Source organism: Paenibacillus sp. FSL K6-1566, assembly GCF_038050475.1.
GTDB lineage: Bacteria > Bacillota > Bacilli > Paenibacillales > Paenibacillaceae > Paenibacillus_AQ > Paenibacillus_AQ lactis.
The window spans coordinates 2,308,099-2,327,656 of sequence record NZ_JBBOSR010000001.1; the positions used below are offsets into that span (position 1 = coordinate 2,308,099).

Genomic DNA, 19,558 nt, shown 5'->3' on the forward strand with positions numbered 1-19,558 from the left:
ATGATTAAAATAGCGCCATCGATATTGTCGGCCGATTTTGCCAAGCTAGGGTCCGAAATCAGGGAGGCGGAGGCAGCCGGAGCGGACTGGATTCATGTGGACGTCATGGACGGCCATTTTGTTCCCAATATTACGCTCGGGCCACCGATCGTTCAGGCGATCCGGCCGCATACGACGCTGACGCTCGACGTGCATTTGATGATTGAGCAGCCGGAGCGCTACGTTGCCGATTTTGCCAAGGCCGGAGCGGATTTGATCACGGTTCATGCCGAAGCCTGTCCGCATCTTCACCGCGTCGTTCACCTAATCAAGGAGCAGGGGGTAAAAGCTGGGGTTGCCATTAACCCGGCCACACCGGCGCATGTTCTGGAGGAAATTCTTCCGGATCTCGACCTCGTGCTGGTCATGACCGTCAATCCGGGCTTTGGCGGACAAGCCTTTATCGAACGGACGGTAGGCAAAATCTCGCAGCTGCGGGCACGCGCCAATGAACTCGGCCTGTCTTCCCTTCATATCGAAGTGGACGGCGGCATCACGGCGGAGACGGCGCCGCTGGTAGCGGGCGCGGGTGCGGATGTGCTGGTGGCGGGAAGCGCGGTATTCGGCAAGGCCGACCGGGCCGAGGCGATTGCCCGAATCCGGAACAGCGCAACATCTTAATCCGGAAGCGGCAGTCCGAATGTCATAGGGCGGAGAATTTCCGCATAAATATGGTTACATGAGCTGGGTTCTCATGTAGCCTTTTTTGTCTGTGTTCACATCTATGGGCTTGGTGCATAACATAGTCTAGGAAGGCATGAGAATGATGGGGAGGGTGAGACATGAAATTCTATACGTTCAAGCTGCCGAAGTTTCTGGGAGGTTTTGTGAAGGCGATTCTCAACACGTTTCACAAGAGCTGACAGCTTGTCCCGGCGTAACACAAAACCTCCGCCCGGGACGGCCGCGCCATGCCGGTAGGGGAACAGGCAGGATGCAAACCGATGGAAGTGCCCGAGCGAACAAGACATACTGCAGCTTAAGGGGCTGTTCTTGCGCGGCGCAAAGGAGTGCAGGCTTGGCAGCGGGCCGGCCTTAGCTTCTTATGCGCGGTTAAAGAGGCCCAGGACATAATGAACGCCATATGGAGCCCGTACCTAAACCGGAAGTTTTTCTTGCATACAGAACAGAATGCATATCTTTCGGAAGACCCGGCATTAAGGGCATTCGCTTATCTTTGCCGCTGAAGGCTTGCTAACGGGGATTTCGCGATACAGACGGGGAGGAGCTGCTTTCTCCCACTAAAAAAAGCACCTGCGATCCGCTGAAGGTGCTTTTTGTTTAGGAGCATATATGTATCGTAAACGCAAGAAAAACTTCCTTGTCCCGATGCCGCCCATATCTTTGGAGCGCCTTGGAGATTACAGAAGTTTTTCTTCATATAACATGAGATGATTATACGCGAGTCACTTTACCGGATTTCAATGCGCGAGTGCTGACGTATACACGCTTAGGCTTGCCATCCACGAGGATGCGAACCTTCTGAACGTTAACGCCCCAAGTACGCTTGTTGTGGTTATTAGCATGGGAAACATGGTTACCGCTGCTTGGTTTCTTGCCAGTTACATAACATTTGCGAGCCATCAATTACACCTCCTTGTTCCTAAACCCTGCATGAAACAATACTTAAATATAATATCACAGTAAAAATTGCCGCGTCAACTGCCCTAAAAACATTTATTTCTCTTTCTTCTTATAGTACAATGTTGATTAGTCCATAATATTCGAAAGACAGTGTATTGTGGGCTGGTCGGCATGACTCCGTAAGCATCTGGAGACTGCCCGAGACGAGAGGAGACGAGATCAGCCCATCAGCATGTTGCGATCGGTTTAATCATAGAAAGTCTATTATTTATCGCTTTGGGCATTTCGTCGGCTATTAGCTATCAAATAGAGATAACAGTTTTCGTAAGAAGGTTTAAAGGGTATCAAGCCAGGAAGGGGAATTCTCATTGAGTAAGCGTTCTTTGAATGGAACAGAATTTACCGCGATGGTCCTAGCCGGAGCGGAGCAGCTGCAGCAGCATGCGGAACATGTCAACTCGCTGAACGTGTTTCCGGTGCCGGACGGCGACACGGGAACGAACATGAATTTGACCATGACCGCTGGGGTTGCCGAATTAAAGAGCAAGCACTCGGAATCCGTCGGACACAGCGCCGGTGTACTGTCCAAGGGGCTTCTAATGGGCGCGCGGGGGAATTCGGGGGTTATTCTGTCCCAGTTATTTCGCGGCTTCAGCCGGTATGCGGCGCCTTATACAGAGCTGAACGCGCATCAGTTCGCGGCTGCATTACAGACCGGGGTCGAAGCTGCCTATAAAGCCGTAGTCAAACCCGTTGAAGGAACGATCCTTACCGTTGCCAAGGAAGCGGCCAAGCATGCCGTCTATTATTCCCGCCGCAGCAGCGACATCATCGAGCTGATGGAGCAAGTGCTGGCTAAGGCGAAAGAGACGTTGTCGCAAACTCCGGAAATGCTTCCGGTGCTGAAGCAGGTCGGCGTCGTAGATTCGGGCGGACAGGGTCTTGTGTATATTTATGAAGGATTCTTGGAAGCGCTCCGTAGAGAGGATGCACCCGGCACGTTCGCTGCCGCAGGGGGACAAGCCGCAACGGTCGCAGCCAAGGCTGAGCCTATCAGCACCCCGGCTCCGAGCCTGCAGACGGTTACCGCACCTCCGTCATCCGCTCAATCCCAGTTGTCGACGGAAGATATCGAGTTCTTGTATGATATGGAATTTTTCATCAATCGTCAGCTTGGTGATGGAGCACGTGCCGAATTTGATGAGGATCAGTTCCGGAAAGCGCTTGCTGTTAATGGGGATTCGATCATCGTCATCTCCGATGACGAAACGATTAAGGTTCATGTTCACTCCAAAGCTCCAGGTGATGTGCTGAATTTGGCACTGCTTTATGGCGAGATCACCCAGATTCATATTTTGAACATGCGTGAGCAGCATCGCGAGCTGCTGACGACCGGCATGGATATCGCGCCGATGCCGGAGCTGTTTGCCGATATCCCGGCCGAGCCGAAGACTCCGGAAGCTCCGGCCGTGCCGCCGGCGGATGAGATTGCGCCGTACGGATTCATTGCCGTATCCTCGGGGGACGGCATCTCGGACATCTTCAAGAGCTTGGGCGTTGACGTCGTGCTGTCCGGCGGACAGACGATGAATCCGAGCACGGAGGATTTCGTGAACGCGATCTCCTCGATCTCGGCACAGCAAATCTATATTTTGCCGAACAATTCCAATATCGTGCTGGCTGCCCAGCAGGCTCGAGAGCTGCTGGAGGGCGAGCGTCAAGTGACGGTTATTCCAAGCAAGACGATTCCGCAGGGCATTGCGGCCGCGTTTGCTTTCCAAGAGGATGAGAGCACGGACGTGAACACGGACAACATGCTGGATGCGATTTCCCGTGTGCAATCCGGGCAGGTGACTTATGCGGTACGCGACACGACGATCGACGATTTGGAGATTAAGGCGGGACAGTTCATCGGAATCCGCAACTCCAGCATTGTGGCAGCGACCCCTGATCTGATTACGACGTCCCAGGAGCTGCTTGGCAAGATGCTTCAATCCGGAGACGAGATCGTCACGCTGCTTACGGGAGCGGACGCGTCGGAGGAATCAACGAACGCATTGACGAGCTGGCTTGAAGAGCAGTATCCGGATGCGGAGGTTGAGGTGCATTACGGCGGACAGCCGATCTATGCCTATCTGTTCTCCGTAGAATCTTGATCAATTGGACCGGTGTTAATTTAAAGGTATTTTTTAGGAGGGGTTCCGGTGAATAAGACCGTGATTGTGACAGACAGCACAGCGGATATTCCGGCAGACCTGGTGAAGCAGCACAACATTCATATCGTGCCGCTGAGACTGATGTTCGGGGAAGAGACCTATTTGGACGGTGTTGAAATATCGGCAGGGGAATTCTACAAGAAGCTGATACAATCAACGCAGCTGCCGACCACCTCCCAGCCGTCGCCGGCGGATTTCGTTGCCGTGTATGAATCCATTCTGGACCGGTATCCGGGCTGCTCGATTATATCAATACACATTTCATCGGGACTGAGCGGCACCTACCAGTCCGCTTTGCTCGCGACCTCGCTCATTGAGCGGGATGCGGATATAACCGTATGGGATACCAAGTCCGCCTCCTACGGCTTCGGCCTGTTTGTCGTACATGCGGCAAGGCTTGCCGAAGAGGGAGCGGCGGCTGCGGATATCGTGGCCTCCTTGGAGGAGCTGCGCAGCAAACGGAGACTGTATTTCCTGGTCGATACGCTGGAGTACTTACAGAAGGGCGGAAGGATCGGCAAGGCTTCGGCGGTGCTCGGTACGCTGCTTAACATCAAACCGATCCTTTCCATTGATGATGAAGGCATTATTTTTCCGGTAGAGAAGGTTCGCGGACGCAAGAAAGCGACCGCCCGCATGATCGAGCTGTTTCAGCAGGATCTGCCGGGAGTTCGTCATATCAAGGTGGCTGTGGGACATACGGCCGACCGGTCTCTGGTGGAGGATTTCCTGCAGCAGCTATCAGCGGTGTTCACGGTGGAGGATGTCGTATATTCCGAAATCGGCCCCGTGATCGGCACGCATGTCGGGCCGGGAACGATTGCAGCTTATATTTGGCCTGCTTAAGTGAGGTAGATGATAGATATGAGTCTCAAACTCGATTCCATATCCGTCAGACAGATCAACGGCGTGAGCGCTCTGAAAGAAGGGGAGCTTCACGCCTTTGGCGTCTATACGGTTAAGGATTTGCTCGAATATTATCCGTTCCGGTATGAGGATTACCGGCTCCGGAGTTTAAGCGAAGTGAAGGACGGGGATAAAATCACGATCCAGGCGAAAGTCGCCAGCGTTCCCGTTCTGCAGCGTTACGGGCGAAAGTCCCGTCTGACCTGCAAAATGCTGGCTGAGAGCTGGATGTTTACGGCGACCTGGTTCAATCGGCATTTTCTGAAGGACCAGCTGACCGCCGGGCGGGAAATCGTGCTGACCGGGAAGTGGGATCAACGGAGAATGCAGCTGACCGTCTCCGAGTCCGAATTCCCTGATAAAGGGGCATTCCGCAGCGGCACACTGCAGCCCGTCTATTCCATCGGCGGGAAAATTACGCAGTCCTGGATCCGCAAGACGATGGGACAGGCATTGGAGCAGTACGGGGAGATGATCCCTGAAATTTTGCCGAAATCGCTGCTGCAGAAGTACGATCTGATGCCGCGGAAGCGTGCGATTATGACGATCCATCAGCCGGTCGATTCCAGGGAAGGACAGGAAGGCCGGCGCCGGATGGTATATGAGGAGCTGTTTCTGTTCCAGCTGAAGATGCAGGCGTTCCGCGCATTGAACCGCGGCCGGATGGACGGGGTGGTTCATACGGCCGATAATGCCACCATCCGGGAATTCGTGCGCAGTCTGCCGTTCGAGCTGACCGATGCGCAGAAGAAGGTGGAGCTGGAGATTTTGCATGACATGCGCTCTCCTTATTGCATGAACCGTCTTCTTCAAGGAGATGTCGGCTCGGGAAAGACGGTCGTTGCGGCTATCGCCTTGTATACGACCGTGCGATCCGGCTTTCAGGGGGCCTTGATGGTGCCGACCGAAATTTTGGCGGAGCAGCATATGCGCTCCCTGCAGAAGCTGTTCGAGCCGTTCGGCATTACGGTAGGCCTGCTTACCGGAAGCGTGACGGGGAAAAAGCGCAAGGATCTGCTGGCCTCGCTCCAGATGGGATTGACGGATGTCGTTGTCGGCACGCATGCTCTCATCCAGGACGATGTATTTTTCCGGCAGCTGGGTCTTGTCGTCACCGATGAGCAGCACCGGTTTGGGGTCAATCAGCGGAGCATCCTGCGCCGTAAAGGCTACAATCCCGATGTGCTTACGATGACCGCAACGCCGATACCGCGGACGCTGGCTATTACCGCCTTCGGCGATATGGATGTGTCGACGCTGTCGGAGCGTCCGAAAGGGCGTATTCCGATCACCACGTATTGGGTCAAGCATGATCTGATGGACCGTGTGCTTGGCTTTATCTCCAGGGAAGTGGATCAGGGCCGGCAGGCGTATCTGATCGCGCCGTTGATCGAGGAGTCGGATAAGCTGGATGTGCAAAATGCGATCGATCTGCATGTCCAGATGCAGCAGGCGTTCCCGCGCTATCGGGTCGGCTTGCTGCACGGGCGGATGACGCCCGCCGAGAAGGATGAAGTGATGCGCCAGTTCTATGAGAATGAAGTGCAGCTGTTAATTTCGACCACGGTCGTGGAGGTCGGCGTCGATGTGCCGAACGCCACCCTGATGGTCATCATGGACGCCGACCGCTTCGGCTTGTCGCAGCTGCACCAGTTGCGGGGCCGGGTCGGCCGTGGTCAGCATGCGTCGTACTGCGTGCTGGTCGCGGATCCGAAGTCCGAGGTAGGGCAGGAGCGGATGCAGGTGATGACCGAAACGGAGGACGGCTTCGAGGTGTCGCGGCGGGACTTGGAGCTGCGGGGTCCGGGGGATTTCTTCGGAACGAAGCAGAGCGGTCTGCCGGAATTCCGTCTGGCCGACATGGTGGCCGATTTCAAAGTCGTGGAGGAGGCAAGGGATGATGCGGCCGCTCTGGTGAGCGACAGCTCCTTCTGGACCTCCCCCGAGTACGAGCCGCTGCGAGATTATTTGCAGCAGGAGAAGATTTTTCAAGGCGATATTATGGATTAATCCTAAGAGCTTACAAGCTCGAAGAAGAGAAGCAGCCCCGGCCGGGAGCGGGAGCAGGAGCAGGATGCGGGAATCCGTTGGCACAATGGACGGGCCTTCGTCATATACTCAAAAAAGGCGACAGCAATTATTACGGGAGGTGCCTTACCATTGAGTTATCAGCAGTACGGGATTAGTCCGCAGCTGGTGGAACGCATCAAGCTTAAGATGAAAAACCCGCTCGTCAAAGAAAGAATCAAGGGCCTGACGCAGGGCTTGACCAAAGCGGATCTGCAGAACAGCATGAAGGTGCATCAATTGGTGCGAACCGCCAGCGGCATCTTAAATGAAAAGCTGAGCTCCGTACAGGAACAGCAGATCGTTCAATTCGTGCTTGCACAGCGCATCGATCCGAACAATACATTTCATTTAATCAAGCTGTGGGGGATGTTCCGTTAAAAACTGAGCGTGCATCGGGAGATTTCAGCATAAGACGAAGCCCCCGCAGGAGGGTCTCCTCCTGAGCCGGGGGCTTCTTGCGCGTTTGGATCCATACGCTGCGGGGATGTCAGCTGCTTGTTATCGAGCGGATGCATTCCTCCGTATCATTCTTGACGGAGTTGACGATGGTGCTGACGGGATGGGCCTCCATCTCCTCAGCGGGATAGGGCCTCAGGAGCGCACGAAGCGATTGGAGCGCGGAGGATGCGCCTGCATCGCTTCCCTCCGGGGCGGCGCTCCGGTCAAGCCATAGCGCTTCGTCTTCTTGGCGGAGAATGACAGGCATCCGGTTATGAATGGGCTCCATCAGCGTGTTGGGCTCTGTTGTAATGATGGTGCAGGTGCTTAATTTCTGCCCGTCCGGCGTGATCCACGTGTCGTAGAGCCCGGCCATGCTGAAGATGCGGCCGCTGCGCATGCTGATGCGAAGCGGCTGCTTTCCTTCGCCGGTTTTCTGCCATTCGTAAAATCCGTCGGCAGGGATGAGGCATCTTTTCCGATAAAAGGGTATCCTATAAGCAGGCTTCTCCTCAAGCGTTTCACTCCGCGCATTGATCATCTTGCTGCCGGCGGAGGGGTCCTTCGCCCACGATGGGACGAGCCCCCATTGCAGCTGGCCGATCCGGTTGGACCGCCCGTCATGGATGATGGCCGTTACCATTTGCGTCGGGGCAATATTGTAGCGCGGCATGTGAAAGGGAGAGACGGACTCGGGATCGAGCATATACCTCATCATCAGCTCTTCCCAGGTGACGGTGAGCGTAAAACGTCCGCACATTGGTTATTTCGGCCTCCTCAACTAGCGAATTCATCGGTTTGAGTTGAGTATACCATGCAGGGATCGCATTCCCAAGAAGCTCCGGCTTCTCTCATGTTACGAGCATTAGAAATGGAGGATATTTTGTGTTTGATTTAAAAGCTAACGGCACCTCGGTAAAGACCGAAGTGGTTGCCGGTATTACGACCTTTTTTACAATGGCTTATATTACGGTGGTGAACCCGCTCATATTGTCTGAGGCCGGTGTGCCGTTTGAGCAGAGCTTTACGGCGACGATCATTGCTGCCGTGATCGGTACCCTGCTGATGGGGCTTGTTGCGCGCTATCCGATCGCTGTTGCACCCGGGATGGGGCTGAATGCGTATTTTACATACTCGGTCGTTCAGGGGCATGCGGGACTTGGGTACATCGAAGCGTTCTCGGCGGTGTTCATTGCCGGCATCCTGTTCCTGCTGCTGTCCATGACGACTCTTCGGCGCAGGCTGATCGAGATGATCCCGGCGAATCTGAAGCATGCGATAACCGTCGGAATCGGGTTGTTCATTGCCTTTCTCGGCTTGCGGATGAGCGGTATCATTACAGCGCATCCGGATAATCTGGTGGCGCTCGGTGACCTGCATCAACCCAGCGTGGTGCTCGCACTGGTTGGTTTGGTCGTAACTTTGGTGCTGTTGTCCCGCGATGTGAAGGGCGCTTTGTTTATCGGGATGATTATTACGGGAATCATTGCTTATTTTGCGGAAATGCTGTCGTTTACGAACGGTGTCGTGTCAGCGCCTTCGCTCCCTGAAGGGATTCTCGTATGGAACCCGATCACGGCGGCTTCCGATGTTATTTCCCACAGCCTGTATGCAGTCGTATTCTCCTTCCTGCTCGTCACGCTGTTCGATACGACCGGAACGGTCGTCGGCGTTGCCGAACAGGCCGGCTTTATGAAGGATAACAAGCTGCCCCGTGCCGAGCGTGCGATGTTCTCGGACTCCGTGGCGACCGTTGCCGGCTCGATGGTCGGCACCAGTCCGACAACCGCCTATATCGAGTCGGCTGCAGGCGTTGGCGCAGGGGGGCGGACCGGCCTTACGTCCGTGGTCGTGGCGCTCCTGTTCGTGGTGGCGGCCTTCTTCAGCCCGCTCATCGGTGCCGTCGCCGGCTTGTCCGCGATTACGGCGCCTTCGCTGATCGTGGTCGGATGCCTGATGCTGAGCAATGTCCGCCATATCGATTGGAAGGACTTTGACGAGGCGTTCCCGGCCTTCCTCGTTATTCTCACGATGCCGCTCACGTCCAGCATTGCGACCGGCATTGCGTTCGGGTTCATTTCGTACCCGCTGATGAAAATCGTAAAGGGCAAGTGGAAAGCCGTTCACCCGCTTATGTATATTTTTGCCGTGCTGTTTGTCCTGCAGCTTGTTTTTGTTCCGCATTGACTTCTTGCCCGGCAGGACCACCTTGCTTGATGGTCCGTTTGTCTTAACCAAGCCCCTTCGGCCTTGCGCGCCGGAGGGGCTTCGTTCGTTGCGAAAGTTTAATATATCCCGCTAAAGTTCCGGGGCGCTTCGGGGACAACAGGGTTAAATTTACATTGATAAAAGAACGAATGTTCGCATATAATACAAACAAACGTTCCCGTTACGAGGTGGATAGTGATGTTGAGTATTGGGCTAAAGTCAGACGAAACCAAGCTGGTAAAGGACTACGCTCTATTGCCGTTATTGCTCGATGTGCTGGAACATGACCGGGACATTCTGTTCCGGTCGGATCTAAAGACCTCAGAGCTGACCAAGGTTATGATCGAGCGCATAGAGAGGGCGGCATTGGCCGATTTAACGGCAGCTCGAAGGAATATGCGGGAGATCGGCTTAAAGGTGTACGACAACCGAAAGACCCGACTCGGGATTGAAGTGGAATTTATGTGCAGAGGGTACCGACATAAGCTGTCCATGCTGTGGGGGCTGATCGAGGCGGAAATCGAGGAACGGTCGTACAGCTACCTGGGCTTGAAAATCGCAGACAAGGGGTGTCTGTCATGAAGCCGGCCAAACGGGTTGTCATGTTGGCGGACTGCCAGTCGTTTTACGCGAGCGTGGAGAAGGCGGAGCATCCGGAATATAAAGACCGACCTCTAGTCGTTGCCGGCGATCCGGAAAGACGGTCCGGCATCGTGCTGGCGGCATGCCCGCTTGCTAAGAAGAGAGGCATAACGACAGCCGAGAGGCTCGGAGAGGCGCTCGCGAAATGTCCGGACGTCGTCGTTATCAAGCCGCGGATGCAGAGGTATATCGATGTCTCCATGCAGATCACGGAGATCTATAAGTCCTATACCGATTTGGTCGAGCCGTACAGCATCGACGAGCAGTTCCTTGACGTGACGGGCAGCTTGCATTTATACGGCTGTACGCCGGAGGAGCTTGCCCGAATGATTCAGGATCATGTCCAGGATGCGACAGGGGTGTATACACGCTTTGGAATTTCCGAAACGAAAATCCTCGCCAAGACCGCCTGCGACAATTACGCGAAAAAATCCGCATCCGGAATCTACACCCTGCCTAAAGAAAATCTTGCCGAAACGCTGTGGAAGCTTCCCGTAAACCAGATGTTTATGGCCGGCAGCAGGATGACCCGGCATTTCAATGTCATGGGGCTGCCGACGATCGGCAGCGTTGCCCAGACCCCTCTCCCTAAGCTCAAGCAGATGATGCGGCGGAAGTTCGGGAAAAACTCGGATATCCAGGCTGAATTGTACTGGAGAATTGCCAACGGGATCGATGATAGTCCCGTACGTCCGGGGACGCATCAGGTTGATCCTAAGTCGGTTGGTCATATGATGACCCTGCCCCGCGATTACGGCAGGCTGGAGGAGATTAAGGTCGTGCTGCTCGAGCTGACGGAGCTTGTATGCCAGCGATGCCGCGGACTCGGCTTTATGGGCCATGTCGTAACCGTCGGCTGCATGGGAGCGGACTTTGACCGCCCTACGGGATTTTCGCGGCAAATGAAGATGGAGGATCCCTCCAACATTACGAATCAAGTTTACCGCTGGGCGTGCAGGCTGCTGGAGAAGTATTGGGACGGCCTGCCGATCCGCAGGGTGGGCGTCAGTTTATCGCAGCTTACCCCGGATACGGAATATCAATTGTCCCTGTTCGATATGGGGCGCGAGAAATCGATGGCGCTTGAGCGGGTGACCGATGCCTTAAAGCGCAAGTATGGGGATAGCATCGTCATTCGGGCCGTCTCCAAAACGGAGGCGGGCCAAGCGCTGGATCGTTCAGCTAAGATAGGAGGACACTTTAAATGACAACACGAAAAAAGCTGGAAGGCAACGGGCTGTGGGAATCCAGCCGCATGATGCTGCCCGAGCACAAAGCGACGATTATTCGGCAGCAGCTTGAAGAGGGAAGAAAGGATAAGCCAAACCTGGATCCGCAGGAAATGGAGCTGATCGAGCGCATGCTGGCCGAGTCTTTCCATGAGCACCGGACCATTACGTTACAGCTTTACGATGAATACGAGGATGTTGAGCTCACCGGAGTCGTTACAACCGTGCTGACTCAAAGACGGGAGATCAAGCTGGCCCTCGGACCCGGGGAGTGGGAATGGATAAAGATCGATGAGATCGTATCCGTCAGATAGGTTGGTTTGGGACGGCGGCAGATTACCTTCCGCCGTTTTGGGTATGACTAGAATTATAGCGGGCAGAAATGAAATTGAACGAGCTACACAGGTTCTTCACAACTGGTTGATATGATCGTAAGCATCACGGATCGAAAGGAGTTTTTGGAACCATGTTCAAAAAAGGATTAAAACCGATGATTGTAGGGCTCATTGCCGCTTTCTTGCTCTTGGCCCTGGGAGCTTGCGGCAACGCAAATACGAACGGCGAAACGAGCAATGCAGGAAAGCAAGACCATGCGGGGGAGATGGACCACAGCAAAATGAACCATTCCGGTTCCGGCGAGGTGCCTGAAGGCTTGAAGGAAGCCAAGAATCCGACTTATGGCATAGGAACGCAAGCCGTGATAGACTCCGATCACATGGCGGGCATGAAGGGAGCAACGGCAACGATTGTCGGTGCTTACGACACAACGGTTTATACGATTTCGTACACGCCGACCACCGGCGGAGAAGAAGTCAAGAATCATAAGTGGGTCATTCACGAAGAATTGCAGAACCCGGGAGCGCCACCTTTGCAGCCAGGCACGGAAGTCGTTGTCAATGCAGACCACATGGAAGGGATGAAGGGCGCAACCGCGAGGATCGATTCGGCCGAGCAAACGACGGTGTATATGGTTGACTTCACGCCAACGACAGGCGGCGAGGAAGTGAAGAATCATAAATGGGTGACGGAAAGCGAATTATCGCCGGTCCAATCATGATTTGGCATGCTCAGAAGCATGGCGGAAGTCCCGACATGTGATGAGGTAATATGTATTCCTGAATGGAAGTCATCGATAGTAAGGGCGTGGCAAATGGGTTGTCATTGCAGTCAATTGCAGTCATTTGCACGCCCACGCTCTAGGAACGGGCTCGCTGCGGCGTGTCCGTTTTGTTCGTTTACCAGCTCGTTGACACCTCCCGAGTCCGTCACCTTAAAGCCGATATTTCCGGAGGCCGTTGGAAGCTAGACGCCGGACGAGGATGGAACCAAACCAAACAGCTGCTGCGTCACGAAAAGATCAGGAAGCACCCTAGGTCACGGCAAGATCAGGAATATAGGTTTACTTTTCATCCAAACGAAGGTTTAATGAAGGTGAATGAAATTGAAAGCGTTTTAGAAGTGCATACGCGAGGGAGGTAATGGAATGCATTCGAGCCAAAGCCAAGAAAGACCTAATATTTTGTTGATTACGGTAGATCAGATGCGTTTTGATTGTCTTAGCATTGCAGGCCACCCCATCGTCGAGACGCCCAATCTGGACGAGCTCGCCCGAAACGGCGTACGGTTCAGCCGCGCCTATTCCGCTACGCCGACCTGCGTGCCTGCACGTGCAGCCATCTTTACCGGACAATCGCAGCGAACTCACGGCCGCGTCGGATATCAGGACCGTGTCCCTTGGAATTATGAGAGAACCTTGCCTGGAGAACTGGCGAGAGCGGGTTATCATACGCAGTGCGTCGGTAAAATGCATGTGTATCCTGCGCGCAGCTTGATGGGATTTCATAACGTAGTCCTCCACGACGGGTATCTGCACCATAACCGCAACAATCACAGCATTCCGATGCGGGAGCACTACGATCAAGTCGACGATTATGTTCCGTGGCTTCGCGAGCGGGTACCCGGTGCGGATCTGATCGATCTCGGCCTTGACTGCAACGCATCGACGGTCGCCCGGCCTTGGCATCTGCCCGAAATGCTGCATCCGACCAATTGGACGGTCACGCAATCCATTGATTTCCTCCGGCGCCGGGACCCCGGGAAGCCGTTCTTCCTGTGGATGTCCTTCGTGCGCCCGCATCCGCCATTCGATCCCCCGCAGGCCTATCTGGACCTGTATGAGGAAGCCGAAATACCGGAGCCGCCGGTTGGAGATTGGGCAGAGAAGGAGGATGTCTCTCAGGCGGGGCTTTCCCCGGTCACGGGGCGGGGAATCGTGCCCAAACGGCGTCTGCGTAAAGCAATGGCGGCCTATTACGCCCTGATCACGCATTTGGATCATCAGATCGGCCGTTTCCTTCAGGCGCTGCATGAATATGGGGAGCTGAACAATACGGTGATTGTGTTCACCTCCGACCATGGCGAGCTGCTCGGGGACCACCATTTGTTCCGAAAATCTCTGCCGTACGAAGGAAGCGCCCATGTGCCGTTTATCGTAAACGATCCGGGGAACCGGTTGGGATTAAAACGCGGCCTGGTGGCGGATCAACTGGTGGAGCTGCGGGATATCATGCCATCGCTGCTTGAAGCAGCCGGTGCGCCTGTCCCGGATACGGTGGAAGGACAGAGCATCTGGGGGCTCGCATCGGCAGAACAGGGAGGGAAGGAAGGAGCCGTGGCCTGGCGCAGCCACCTGCATGGCGAGCATGCTCAAGGGCTTCAGTCGAGCCACTGGGTCACGGACGGGAAGGAGAAGTTCATCTGGTATTCCCAAACCGGCGAGGAGCAGTTCTTTGATTTGGAGCATGATTCGGAGGAGCTGCACAACGCAATCCGGGATGAACCGTATCAGGAGCGCATCAATCATTGGCGATCCGTCCTGGTTCGGGAGCTGGAAGGGCGCGAAGAGGGCTATACGGATGGCCGGAAGCTCATTGCAGGCCGCCAGCCGAAAGCCGTGCTGTCGCATATCCGGGTGTGAGGTTGAATGCCCGCATGTTTTCGAATCCGTCATCCGAAAATGACGCAAAGTCGTGAAGGGTTCCCTGGGCCTGCACGCACTTCAGGTATACTTTATGTATAATGACAGTATGGTCATGTCGCTTGGAGCAGCTGAATTTCGATAGAAAAGGATGCGATACAATGAAAAAGATCATGAACAAACCGGAGAACCTCGTCAAGGAAATGTGCAGCGGTTTTGTCATGGCTCATCCGGAGCTGGAGTTTGACCCGAAATATACGTTCATTAAGAAAAGGGAGCTTAATCAGGATAAAGTCACCCTGATCAGCGGCGGGGGCAGCGGCCATGAACCGGCGCATGCCGGCTTTGTAGGGAAGGGAATGCTGGACGCGGCCGTCTGCGGCGACGTGTTTGCTTCGCCATCCCAGATTCAGGTATATCAGGCGCTCAAGTCAACGGCAAGCCGCAAGGGAACGCTTATGATCATTAAAAATTACAGCGGAGACATGATGAATTTCAAGAATGCCGCTCATCTGGCCGGCGAGGACGGTCTTCAGGTCGATTACGTCAAGGTTGATGACGACATCGCCGTGGAGGACAGCCTGTATACCGTAGGGCGGCGAGGCGTGGCAGGAACGGTGCTGGTACATAAAATCGCCGGTGCAGCCGCTGAGGCCGGGCTGTCTCTGGAAGAGGTCAAGGCCGCGGCGCAAAGCGCGATTGCCAACGTCAAAAGCATCGGCTTCGCGCTCACCTCATGCACGGTGCCTGCCAAAGGCACTCCGACCTTCTCCATTGGCGGTGAGGAGATGGAATATGGAGTCGGCATCCATGGCGAGCCGGGGATCCGGCGGGAAAAGATGCTGTCCGCCGATGAGCTGGCGAAGCGGATGGTAGCGGAGCTGCTGGAAAGCCTGCAGGCCGGGGGCGCTTCCGTGAAAGAGGTTGCCGTGCTGGTCAACGGATTCGGGGGAACCCCGGTCCAGGAGCTTTACTTGCTGAACCATGCGGTTATGCGGGAATTGCATCGCCTGAATGTGGCGGTATACCGGGTTTTTGTCGGGAACTATATGACCAGCATTGATATGGCAGGCGCTTCGCTATCCATCATGAACTTAAATGATGAACGGAAGCGCTGGCTGAGCGCGGAATGCAGCACGCCGGCCCTCGTCGTCCGGGAGCTGCATGATCATTATCCGGTCCGTTACATCGGAGAAGCGGCGGAGAAGGACAGCACGAAGCCGGTATCGTTCCGGACGATAACCGACGAGGCATATGCGGTGATTCAAGAAGACCGTCTGTCGCTTCACAATCTGATCTATGCAATCGATAAAATGAGCGAAATCATTATTGAGAATGAAGTTCCGTTCTGCGAGCTGGATGCCCATGCAGGTGACGGCGACTTCGGCATGAGCGTGGCCAAAGGCTTCAAGCAGCTCAAAACCGAATGGGACGATCTGCTATCCCAGGCGAAAGATATGGGAAGCTTCTTGGGGGCATGCTCGCTGGTCATTATGGAGCACTGCGGAGGAGCATCCGGTCCGATATGGGGCTCCGCCTTCCGCGCAGCGGGCAAATACGCCGGCAGCCGTACGGAGCTGACCGTATCGGAAATCGCCGATATGCTGGCTGCGGTCGTTCAGGGCATCCAGGAGACGGGGGAACGATCCTTCGGCAGAGGAGCCGTCGTCGGCGACAAGACGCTGATGGATGCCCTGATCCCTTATGCGGAGTCCTGGAAGGCGAGCGCAGGCTCCGGCGAGGATTTGATCGAAGCCGGCGTGAATGCGGCCCGGGCTGCGGTGGAAGGCGCGAAGCGGACGGAAACTTTCGCAGCGCGGATGGGACGGGCCGGCACGGTCGGCGAGCGGAGCATCGGGTATCCCGACGCTGGTGCCCATGCGCTCGGCGTCATATTTACGGCGCTCTCTGAGTCTTTTCGGAAATAGCCCCTTGCAGCTTCTCCCAGGCATGGAAAGACGACCTCGGCTCTTTAATTTCTTGGGGTTGAGCATGTATTCTTCCGGGGCTGGTATTTATCTGCTGCCGGGCCGAAACGAAAAATCCCAAGGAAGCAGAGCGCTGGATGCATGGGGACGGTGAGCACGGTAGGCCGGGCACAATTGGATGGGAGCAACTGCCTGGCAATTGGATGGTGTGCGGGTCCCGTTTGTTCATTATAATGAAACTTGAAAGTAAATCGCCGGATCAACTCATGGAGCCGCTCCATGGGGTGTTAGGTCACAATGAATAATCGAATGGGGTTGTATGGGGATTGGTTATGTACATCATCGTGATCGCCCTGGCAATCATCGGGGGCGTATCCACGCTGCTGGTGGGATTGTCCAAGGAAAACCAGAAAGAAAATCCGAACTATATGCGCAAAACCCGAAAAAATCTAACGAAGCTGCTTATTATCTATCTGGCTTCCATCATTGCGTTCATCGCGATATGGCTGATCTTTAAATGACGATAGGCGCGCAAGGCTCCCGGTCAAGCACCGGGAGCCTTTTGCGTGGTTACATCATTGCGTGGTTACATCATTGCGTTGGTTACATCGTTGCGTTGGTTACATCATTGCGCGGTTACAGTAATGCGTGGTCAGCGTAGTAGGCGGGGTCTCAGTTTAAGATGGACCTTAAGGCAGCGGCGAACCGGGAGATGCCCTCCGGGATATCCTCCGTATTCGCCCGGCCGTATGTGAAGCGCACGTGGCCGGAGGCAGATCCGTAGACACTGCCCGGAACGAAAACCATGCCGCGCTGAATGCAGGCTTCAAGGAGCTTGCCGTCATTCACCTCAGGCGCGATGGTGCACCACAGATGCAGTCCGCCCTCCGGGTGTCTCCAGCGAATCATACCGGGGAGCTCACGCTCCAGTGCGGCGATCGTTAAATTGCGTTTATGGCGCAATCTGGACCTCAGCCGGTCGATGTGGGGGAGGAAATAGCGGGAGTTCAAAAATTGGGCCGCTACCTGTTGGGGGACGACGCTTAATCCGAAATCCATCTGCTGCCTCGCGTCGGAGAGCCGTTTGACGATCGAATGGGGGGCCACCATCCAGCCGACGCGCAGTCCGGACGCCGCCATTTTCGAGAAGGAGCCGATGTAGAGAACGGAGCCGGCGCGGTCGGCAGATTTCAAAGAGGGCGCTGGCTTTCCGTCATAAGCTGTCATGCTAAACGGATCATCCTCAACGATCGGCAGTCCGAGCTCGCCTGCAATATGCAGCAGACGCTCCCTTCTTTCCGGAGAGAGCAGGGCCCCCGTCGGATTCTGGAAGTTTGGATTGAGAAAAATCATTTTGATGCGGTGTTTATGATACAGCTCGTAAATGTCATCCGGATGGATGCCCTGTTCGTCGACGGGAAGCCGGAACAAGCGCAGCCCGGCCGATTGGAACATAGGCAGGGAGTAGCAGTACGAAGGATCTTCGATAGCAACCGCATCCCCCGGCGACAGCAAGCATTGCGTAATGAGATACAGCGATTGCTGGGACCCTGATGTAATTAAAATGGACGATGCCGCCGTATGGATGCCCCGGTATTCCCGCAAAAATGAAACGAGCGTATCCCGCAGCGGCTCATAGCCCTGCGGGTTGTCGTATCCAAGATACATCACGGGCCATTTCTCGCTCATGATGGCATGAAGCTCCTCGAGCGGCGACAATTCGGCGGCAAGCTCGCCGCCTGCAAAATCGATCATCGAAGGATCGAGCTCAAGCGCCTCGCGGATTCTGCGCAAAAAGGGCGGGCTTGGAAGAAAGCTGCCGCCTTCGGCATAACGGTGCCAATTCGGCGTATGCTTTGGCGTGACGCCCCACTTCGTGACGCTGACTCGCGTGCCGCTGCCTGGACGGCTCTCCAGAATTCCCAGCGAGCGAAGCTCCGAATAGGCCAAGACCACGGTGCTGCGGTTGACACCGAGCTGATCCGCCAGCTTTCGTTCCGACGGAAGCACGCTGCCGGCCGGGAACTCGCCGTAAGCGATTTTTTGCTCCAGTTCATCGGCGATCTGTTTATAGAGAGGTTTGGCACTGGTCCGATCAAGTTCCCACAAATTGTTCATCCTTTCGGTTAAAGATGGTTGCGGCGCTTTTGTTATCATACCATCCTTCGCAAGCCTCATCGCTTTTCAATATGTAACATAATGATGACAAATTCCATATAGGTTGCTGCATATTGGCTGGCCTCATAGGTACGCGCTTGGTAAGTTAGACGATGAGCAGGGAGGAAGCTATTTCTGCGCCTTTAACTGCGTTAGGGCCGCTTTAAGCTCGGGATACCGGAATCGGAAGCCGTGGTTCAGCGCTTTTGCCGGTACGATGCGCTGGCCCTTGAGCAAAATGAGCGACATTTCGCCGAGGGCCCCCTTAAGCAGAACAGCAGGGAGGGGAAACCAATGCGGCCGGCGGTACACGCTGGCGACCGTTCGCCCGAACTGGTCATTCGTGACGGCATGCGGCGAGGCGGCATTAACCGGGCCTGATATATCGTCATGGCGGATGCAGTAATCAATCAAGCCAACCATGTCGTCAATATGAATCCAGGAGAACCACTGCTTGCCGTTTCCGATTTTGCCGCCTGCCCCGAGCTTATAGGGAAGCAGCATCTTCGGAAAAGCGCCGCCTTCATTGCCGAGAACGACGCTGATGCGAAGCTTGATCAAGCGCTCGGCAGGCATGCGGTCCGCTGCTGCTTCCCATTGCTGTACGACACGGGACGGGAAATCCTGAACGGCAGCAGCGCTGGTTTCATCGAATGTCAACGTTTCAGATGTGCCGTAAATGGCCATGGCCGAGGCTTGGACAACGACGGACGGCTTATGCTTCAGGCGGTGCAAAAGTTCAGCCACGGTCAAGACGGTCTGCTGCCGGGAATCCATAATCCGTTTCTTCCCGCGTTCCGTCCAGCGCTGGCTGAGCGATGCTCCGGCCAGATTAATCAGCGCATCCAGATGCTCGAACCGCTCCGGGCTGTCCTTCATATTATCCCAGGTGAGATAAGACAATTGCCCTTGATTGTGCTGAATCGGTAGCTGGCGTCCCGCGTCAGGGAGCGATCTCGTAACGATGATAACCTCATGTCCTTGGCTTAACCAGCGTCTGGATAACGCTTGCCCGATAAAGCCGGTGCCTCCGCATATTGCATAACGCATGAATTTCCGCCTCCTTCATCTGACCCTTATCGATCTGATTTCATCATAGATGACGGCGGGGATGCAATCAACCGCGGCAGGCCCGTCCGCCAGCCCGTTAGGTCGGCGAGGTTA

General features: G+C 55.1%; 18 protein-coding genes. 14 read left to right on the forward strand and 4 right to left on the reverse strand.

Going from position 1 to position 19,558, the window contains the following annotated elements; translation table 11 throughout:
- Window positions 1-660 carry a ribulose-phosphate 3-epimerase gene (rpe, locus tag NST08_RS09910; protein ID WP_007129658.1) on the forward strand — a complete coding sequence of 220 codons (660 nt, stop codon included), beginning with the start codon at window positions 1-3 and terminating at the stop codon, window positions 658-660.
- A gap of 161 nt (window positions 661-821) precedes the next feature.
- Complete coding sequence (gene spoVM / locus NST08_RS09915; protein ID WP_034273235.1) at window positions 822-902, forward strand: stage V sporulation protein SpoVM; 81 nt, start codon at window positions 822-824, stop codon at window positions 900-902.
- Between the two features lie 532 nt (window positions 903-1,434).
- Here the strand turns inward: spoVM and rpmB are convergent.
- Window positions 1,435-1,623, reverse strand: coding sequence for a 50S ribosomal protein L28 (gene rpmB, locus NST08_RS09920; protein WP_007129659.1), 189 nt, complete (start codon window positions 1,621-1,623; stop codon window positions 1,435-1,437).
- A gap of 368 nt (window positions 1,624-1,991) precedes the next feature.
- Between rpmB and NST08_RS09925 the strand changes: the two genes are divergently transcribed.
- From NST08_RS09925 to NST08_RS09940, 4 genes are all read left to right on the forward strand, one after another.
- On the forward strand, window positions 1,992-3,779 hold the full coding sequence (locus NST08_RS09925) for a DAK2 domain-containing protein (RefSeq protein ID WP_040738474.1): 1,788 nt from the start codon (window positions 1,992-1,994) through the stop codon (window positions 3,777-3,779).
- A 48-nt stretch (window positions 3,780-3,827) separates the two neighbouring features.
- On the forward strand, window positions 3,828-4,685 hold the full coding sequence (locus tag NST08_RS09930; RefSeq protein ID WP_341341721.1) for a DegV family protein: 858 nt from the start codon (window positions 3,828-3,830) through the stop codon (window positions 4,683-4,685).
- 18 nt (window positions 4,686-4,703) lie between these two features.
- Entirely contained in the window at window positions 4,704-6,755 is a 2,052-nt protein-coding gene (gene recG, locus NST08_RS09935; RefSeq protein ID WP_007129662.1) for an ATP-dependent DNA helicase RecG, read from the forward strand.
- A gap of 150 nt (window positions 6,756-6,905) precedes the next feature.
- Entirely contained in the window at window positions 6,906-7,193 is a 288-nt protein-coding gene (locus tag NST08_RS09940; RefSeq protein WP_007129663.1) for a stage VI sporulation protein F, read from the forward strand.
- Between the two features lie 109 nt (window positions 7,194-7,302).
- Here the strand turns inward: NST08_RS09940 and NST08_RS09945 are convergent, their stop codons facing one another.
- Complete coding sequence (locus NST08_RS09945; protein WP_028405240.1) at window positions 7,303-8,013, reverse strand: SOS response-associated peptidase; 711 nt, start codon at window positions 8,011-8,013, stop codon at window positions 7,303-7,305.
- Window positions 8,014-8,138: 125 nt separating this feature from the next.
- Here NST08_RS09945 and NST08_RS09950 point away from each other — a divergent pair, with 125 nt between their 5' ends.
- The 8 genes from NST08_RS09950 (at window position 8,139) to NST08_RS09985 (ending at window position 16,758) form a co-directional block, all read left to right on the forward strand.
- Window positions 8,139-9,440, forward strand: a complete 1,302-nt coding sequence (locus NST08_RS09950) for an NCS2 family permease (protein ID WP_007129665.1) — start codon at window positions 8,139-8,141, stop codon at window positions 9,438-9,440.
- Between the two features lie 219 nt (window positions 9,441-9,659).
- Window positions 9,660-10,043 carry a hypothetical protein gene (locus NST08_RS09955; RefSeq protein WP_007129666.1) on the forward strand — a complete coding sequence of 128 codons (384 nt, stop codon included), beginning with the start codon at window positions 9,660-9,662 and terminating at the stop codon, window positions 10,041-10,043.
- Window positions 10,040-11,311 carry a DNA polymerase IV gene (locus NST08_RS09960; RefSeq protein ID WP_341341722.1) on the forward strand — a complete coding sequence of 424 codons (1,272 nt, stop codon included), beginning with the start codon at window positions 10,040-10,042 and terminating at the stop codon, window positions 11,309-11,311. The genes NST08_RS09955 and NST08_RS09960 overlap by 4 nt, the downstream gene beginning before the upstream one ends.
- Window positions 11,308-11,646 (forward strand): YolD-like family protein, encoded by a 339-nt coding sequence (locus tag NST08_RS09965; RefSeq protein ID WP_341341723.1) that lies wholly within the window; start codon window positions 11,308-11,310, stop codon window positions 11,644-11,646. The genes NST08_RS09960 and NST08_RS09965 overlap by 4 nt, the downstream gene beginning before the upstream one ends.
- Window positions 11,647-11,798: 152 nt before the next feature.
- The gene (locus NST08_RS09970; protein WP_341341724.1) at window positions 11,799-12,389 is read left to right on the forward strand and encodes a YdhK family protein; all 591 of its coding nucleotides are present in this window, start codon (window positions 11,799-11,801) and stop codon (window positions 12,387-12,389) included.
- A gap of 426 nt (window positions 12,390-12,815) precedes the next feature.
- Window positions 12,816-14,309, forward strand: coding sequence for an arylsulfatase (locus tag NST08_RS09975; protein WP_028405245.1), 1,494 nt, complete (start codon window positions 12,816-12,818; stop codon window positions 14,307-14,309).
- Between the two features lie 161 nt (window positions 14,310-14,470).
- The gene (gene dhaK, locus NST08_RS09980) at window positions 14,471-16,237 is read left to right on the forward strand and encodes a dihydroxyacetone kinase subunit DhaK (protein ID WP_028405246.1); all 1,767 of its coding nucleotides are present in this window, start codon (window positions 14,471-14,473) and stop codon (window positions 16,235-16,237) included.
- 332 nt (window positions 16,238-16,569) lie between these two features.
- Complete coding sequence (locus NST08_RS09985; protein ID WP_007129672.1) at window positions 16,570-16,758, forward strand: hypothetical protein; 189 nt, start codon at window positions 16,570-16,572, stop codon at window positions 16,756-16,758.
- A 151-nt stretch (window positions 16,759-16,909) separates the two neighbouring features.
- Here NST08_RS09985 and pdxR read toward each other — a convergent pair whose 3' ends face one another.
- Window positions 16,910-18,346, reverse strand: coding sequence for a MocR-like pyridoxine biosynthesis transcription factor PdxR (pdxR, locus tag NST08_RS09990; RefSeq protein WP_245256245.1), 1,437 nt, complete (start codon window positions 18,344-18,346; stop codon window positions 16,910-16,912).
- Window positions 18,347-18,523: 177 nt separating this feature from the next.
- Window positions 18,524-19,444, reverse strand: coding sequence for a TIGR01777 family oxidoreductase (locus tag NST08_RS09995; RefSeq protein ID WP_210095681.1), 921 nt, complete (start codon window positions 19,442-19,444; stop codon window positions 18,524-18,526).
- Between the last annotated feature and the right edge of the window lie 114 nt (window positions 19,445-19,558).

Coding starts and splice junctions, on each gene's coding strand:
- rpe (WP_007129658.1), top strand. CDS start 1: ATGATTAAAATAGCGCCATCGATATTGTCGGCCGATTTTGCCAAGCTA.
- spoVM (WP_034273235.1), top strand. CDS start 822: ATGAAATTCTATACGTTCAAGCTGCCGAAGTTTCTGGGAGGTTTTGTG.
- rpmB (WP_007129659.1), bottom strand. CDS start 1,623: ATGGCTCGCAAATGTTATGTAACTGGCAAGAAACCAAGCAGCGGTAAC.
- recG (WP_007129662.1), top strand. CDS start 4,704: ATGAGTCTCAAACTCGATTCCATATCCGTCAGACAGATCAACGGCGTG.
- NST08_RS09945 (WP_028405240.1), bottom strand. CDS start 8,013: ATGTGCGGACGTTTTACGCTCACCGTCACCTGGGAAGAGCTGATGATG.
- NST08_RS09955 (WP_007129666.1), top strand. CDS start 9,660: ATGTTGAGTATTGGGCTAAAGTCAGACGAAACCAAGCTGGTAAAGGAC.
- NST08_RS09960 (WP_341341722.1), top strand. CDS start 10,040: ATGAAGCCGGCCAAACGGGTTGTCATGTTGGCGGACTGCCAGTCGTTT.
- NST08_RS09965 (WP_341341723.1), top strand. CDS start 11,308: ATGACAACACGAAAAAAGCTGGAAGGCAACGGGCTGTGGGAATCCAGC.
- NST08_RS09970 (WP_341341724.1), top strand. CDS start 11,799: ATGTTCAAAAAAGGATTAAAACCGATGATTGTAGGGCTCATTGCCGCT.
- NST08_RS09975 (WP_028405245.1), top strand. CDS start 12,816: ATGCATTCGAGCCAAAGCCAAGAAAGACCTAATATTTTGTTGATTACG.
- dhaK (WP_028405246.1), top strand. CDS start 14,471: ATGAAAAAGATCATGAACAAACCGGAGAACCTCGTCAAGGAAATGTGC.
- NST08_RS09985 (WP_007129672.1), top strand. CDS start 16,570: ATGTACATCATCGTGATCGCCCTGGCAATCATCGGGGGCGTATCCACG.
- NST08_RS09995 (WP_210095681.1), bottom strand. CDS start 19,444: ATGCGTTATGCAATATGCGGAGGCACCGGCTTTATCGGGCAAGCGTTA.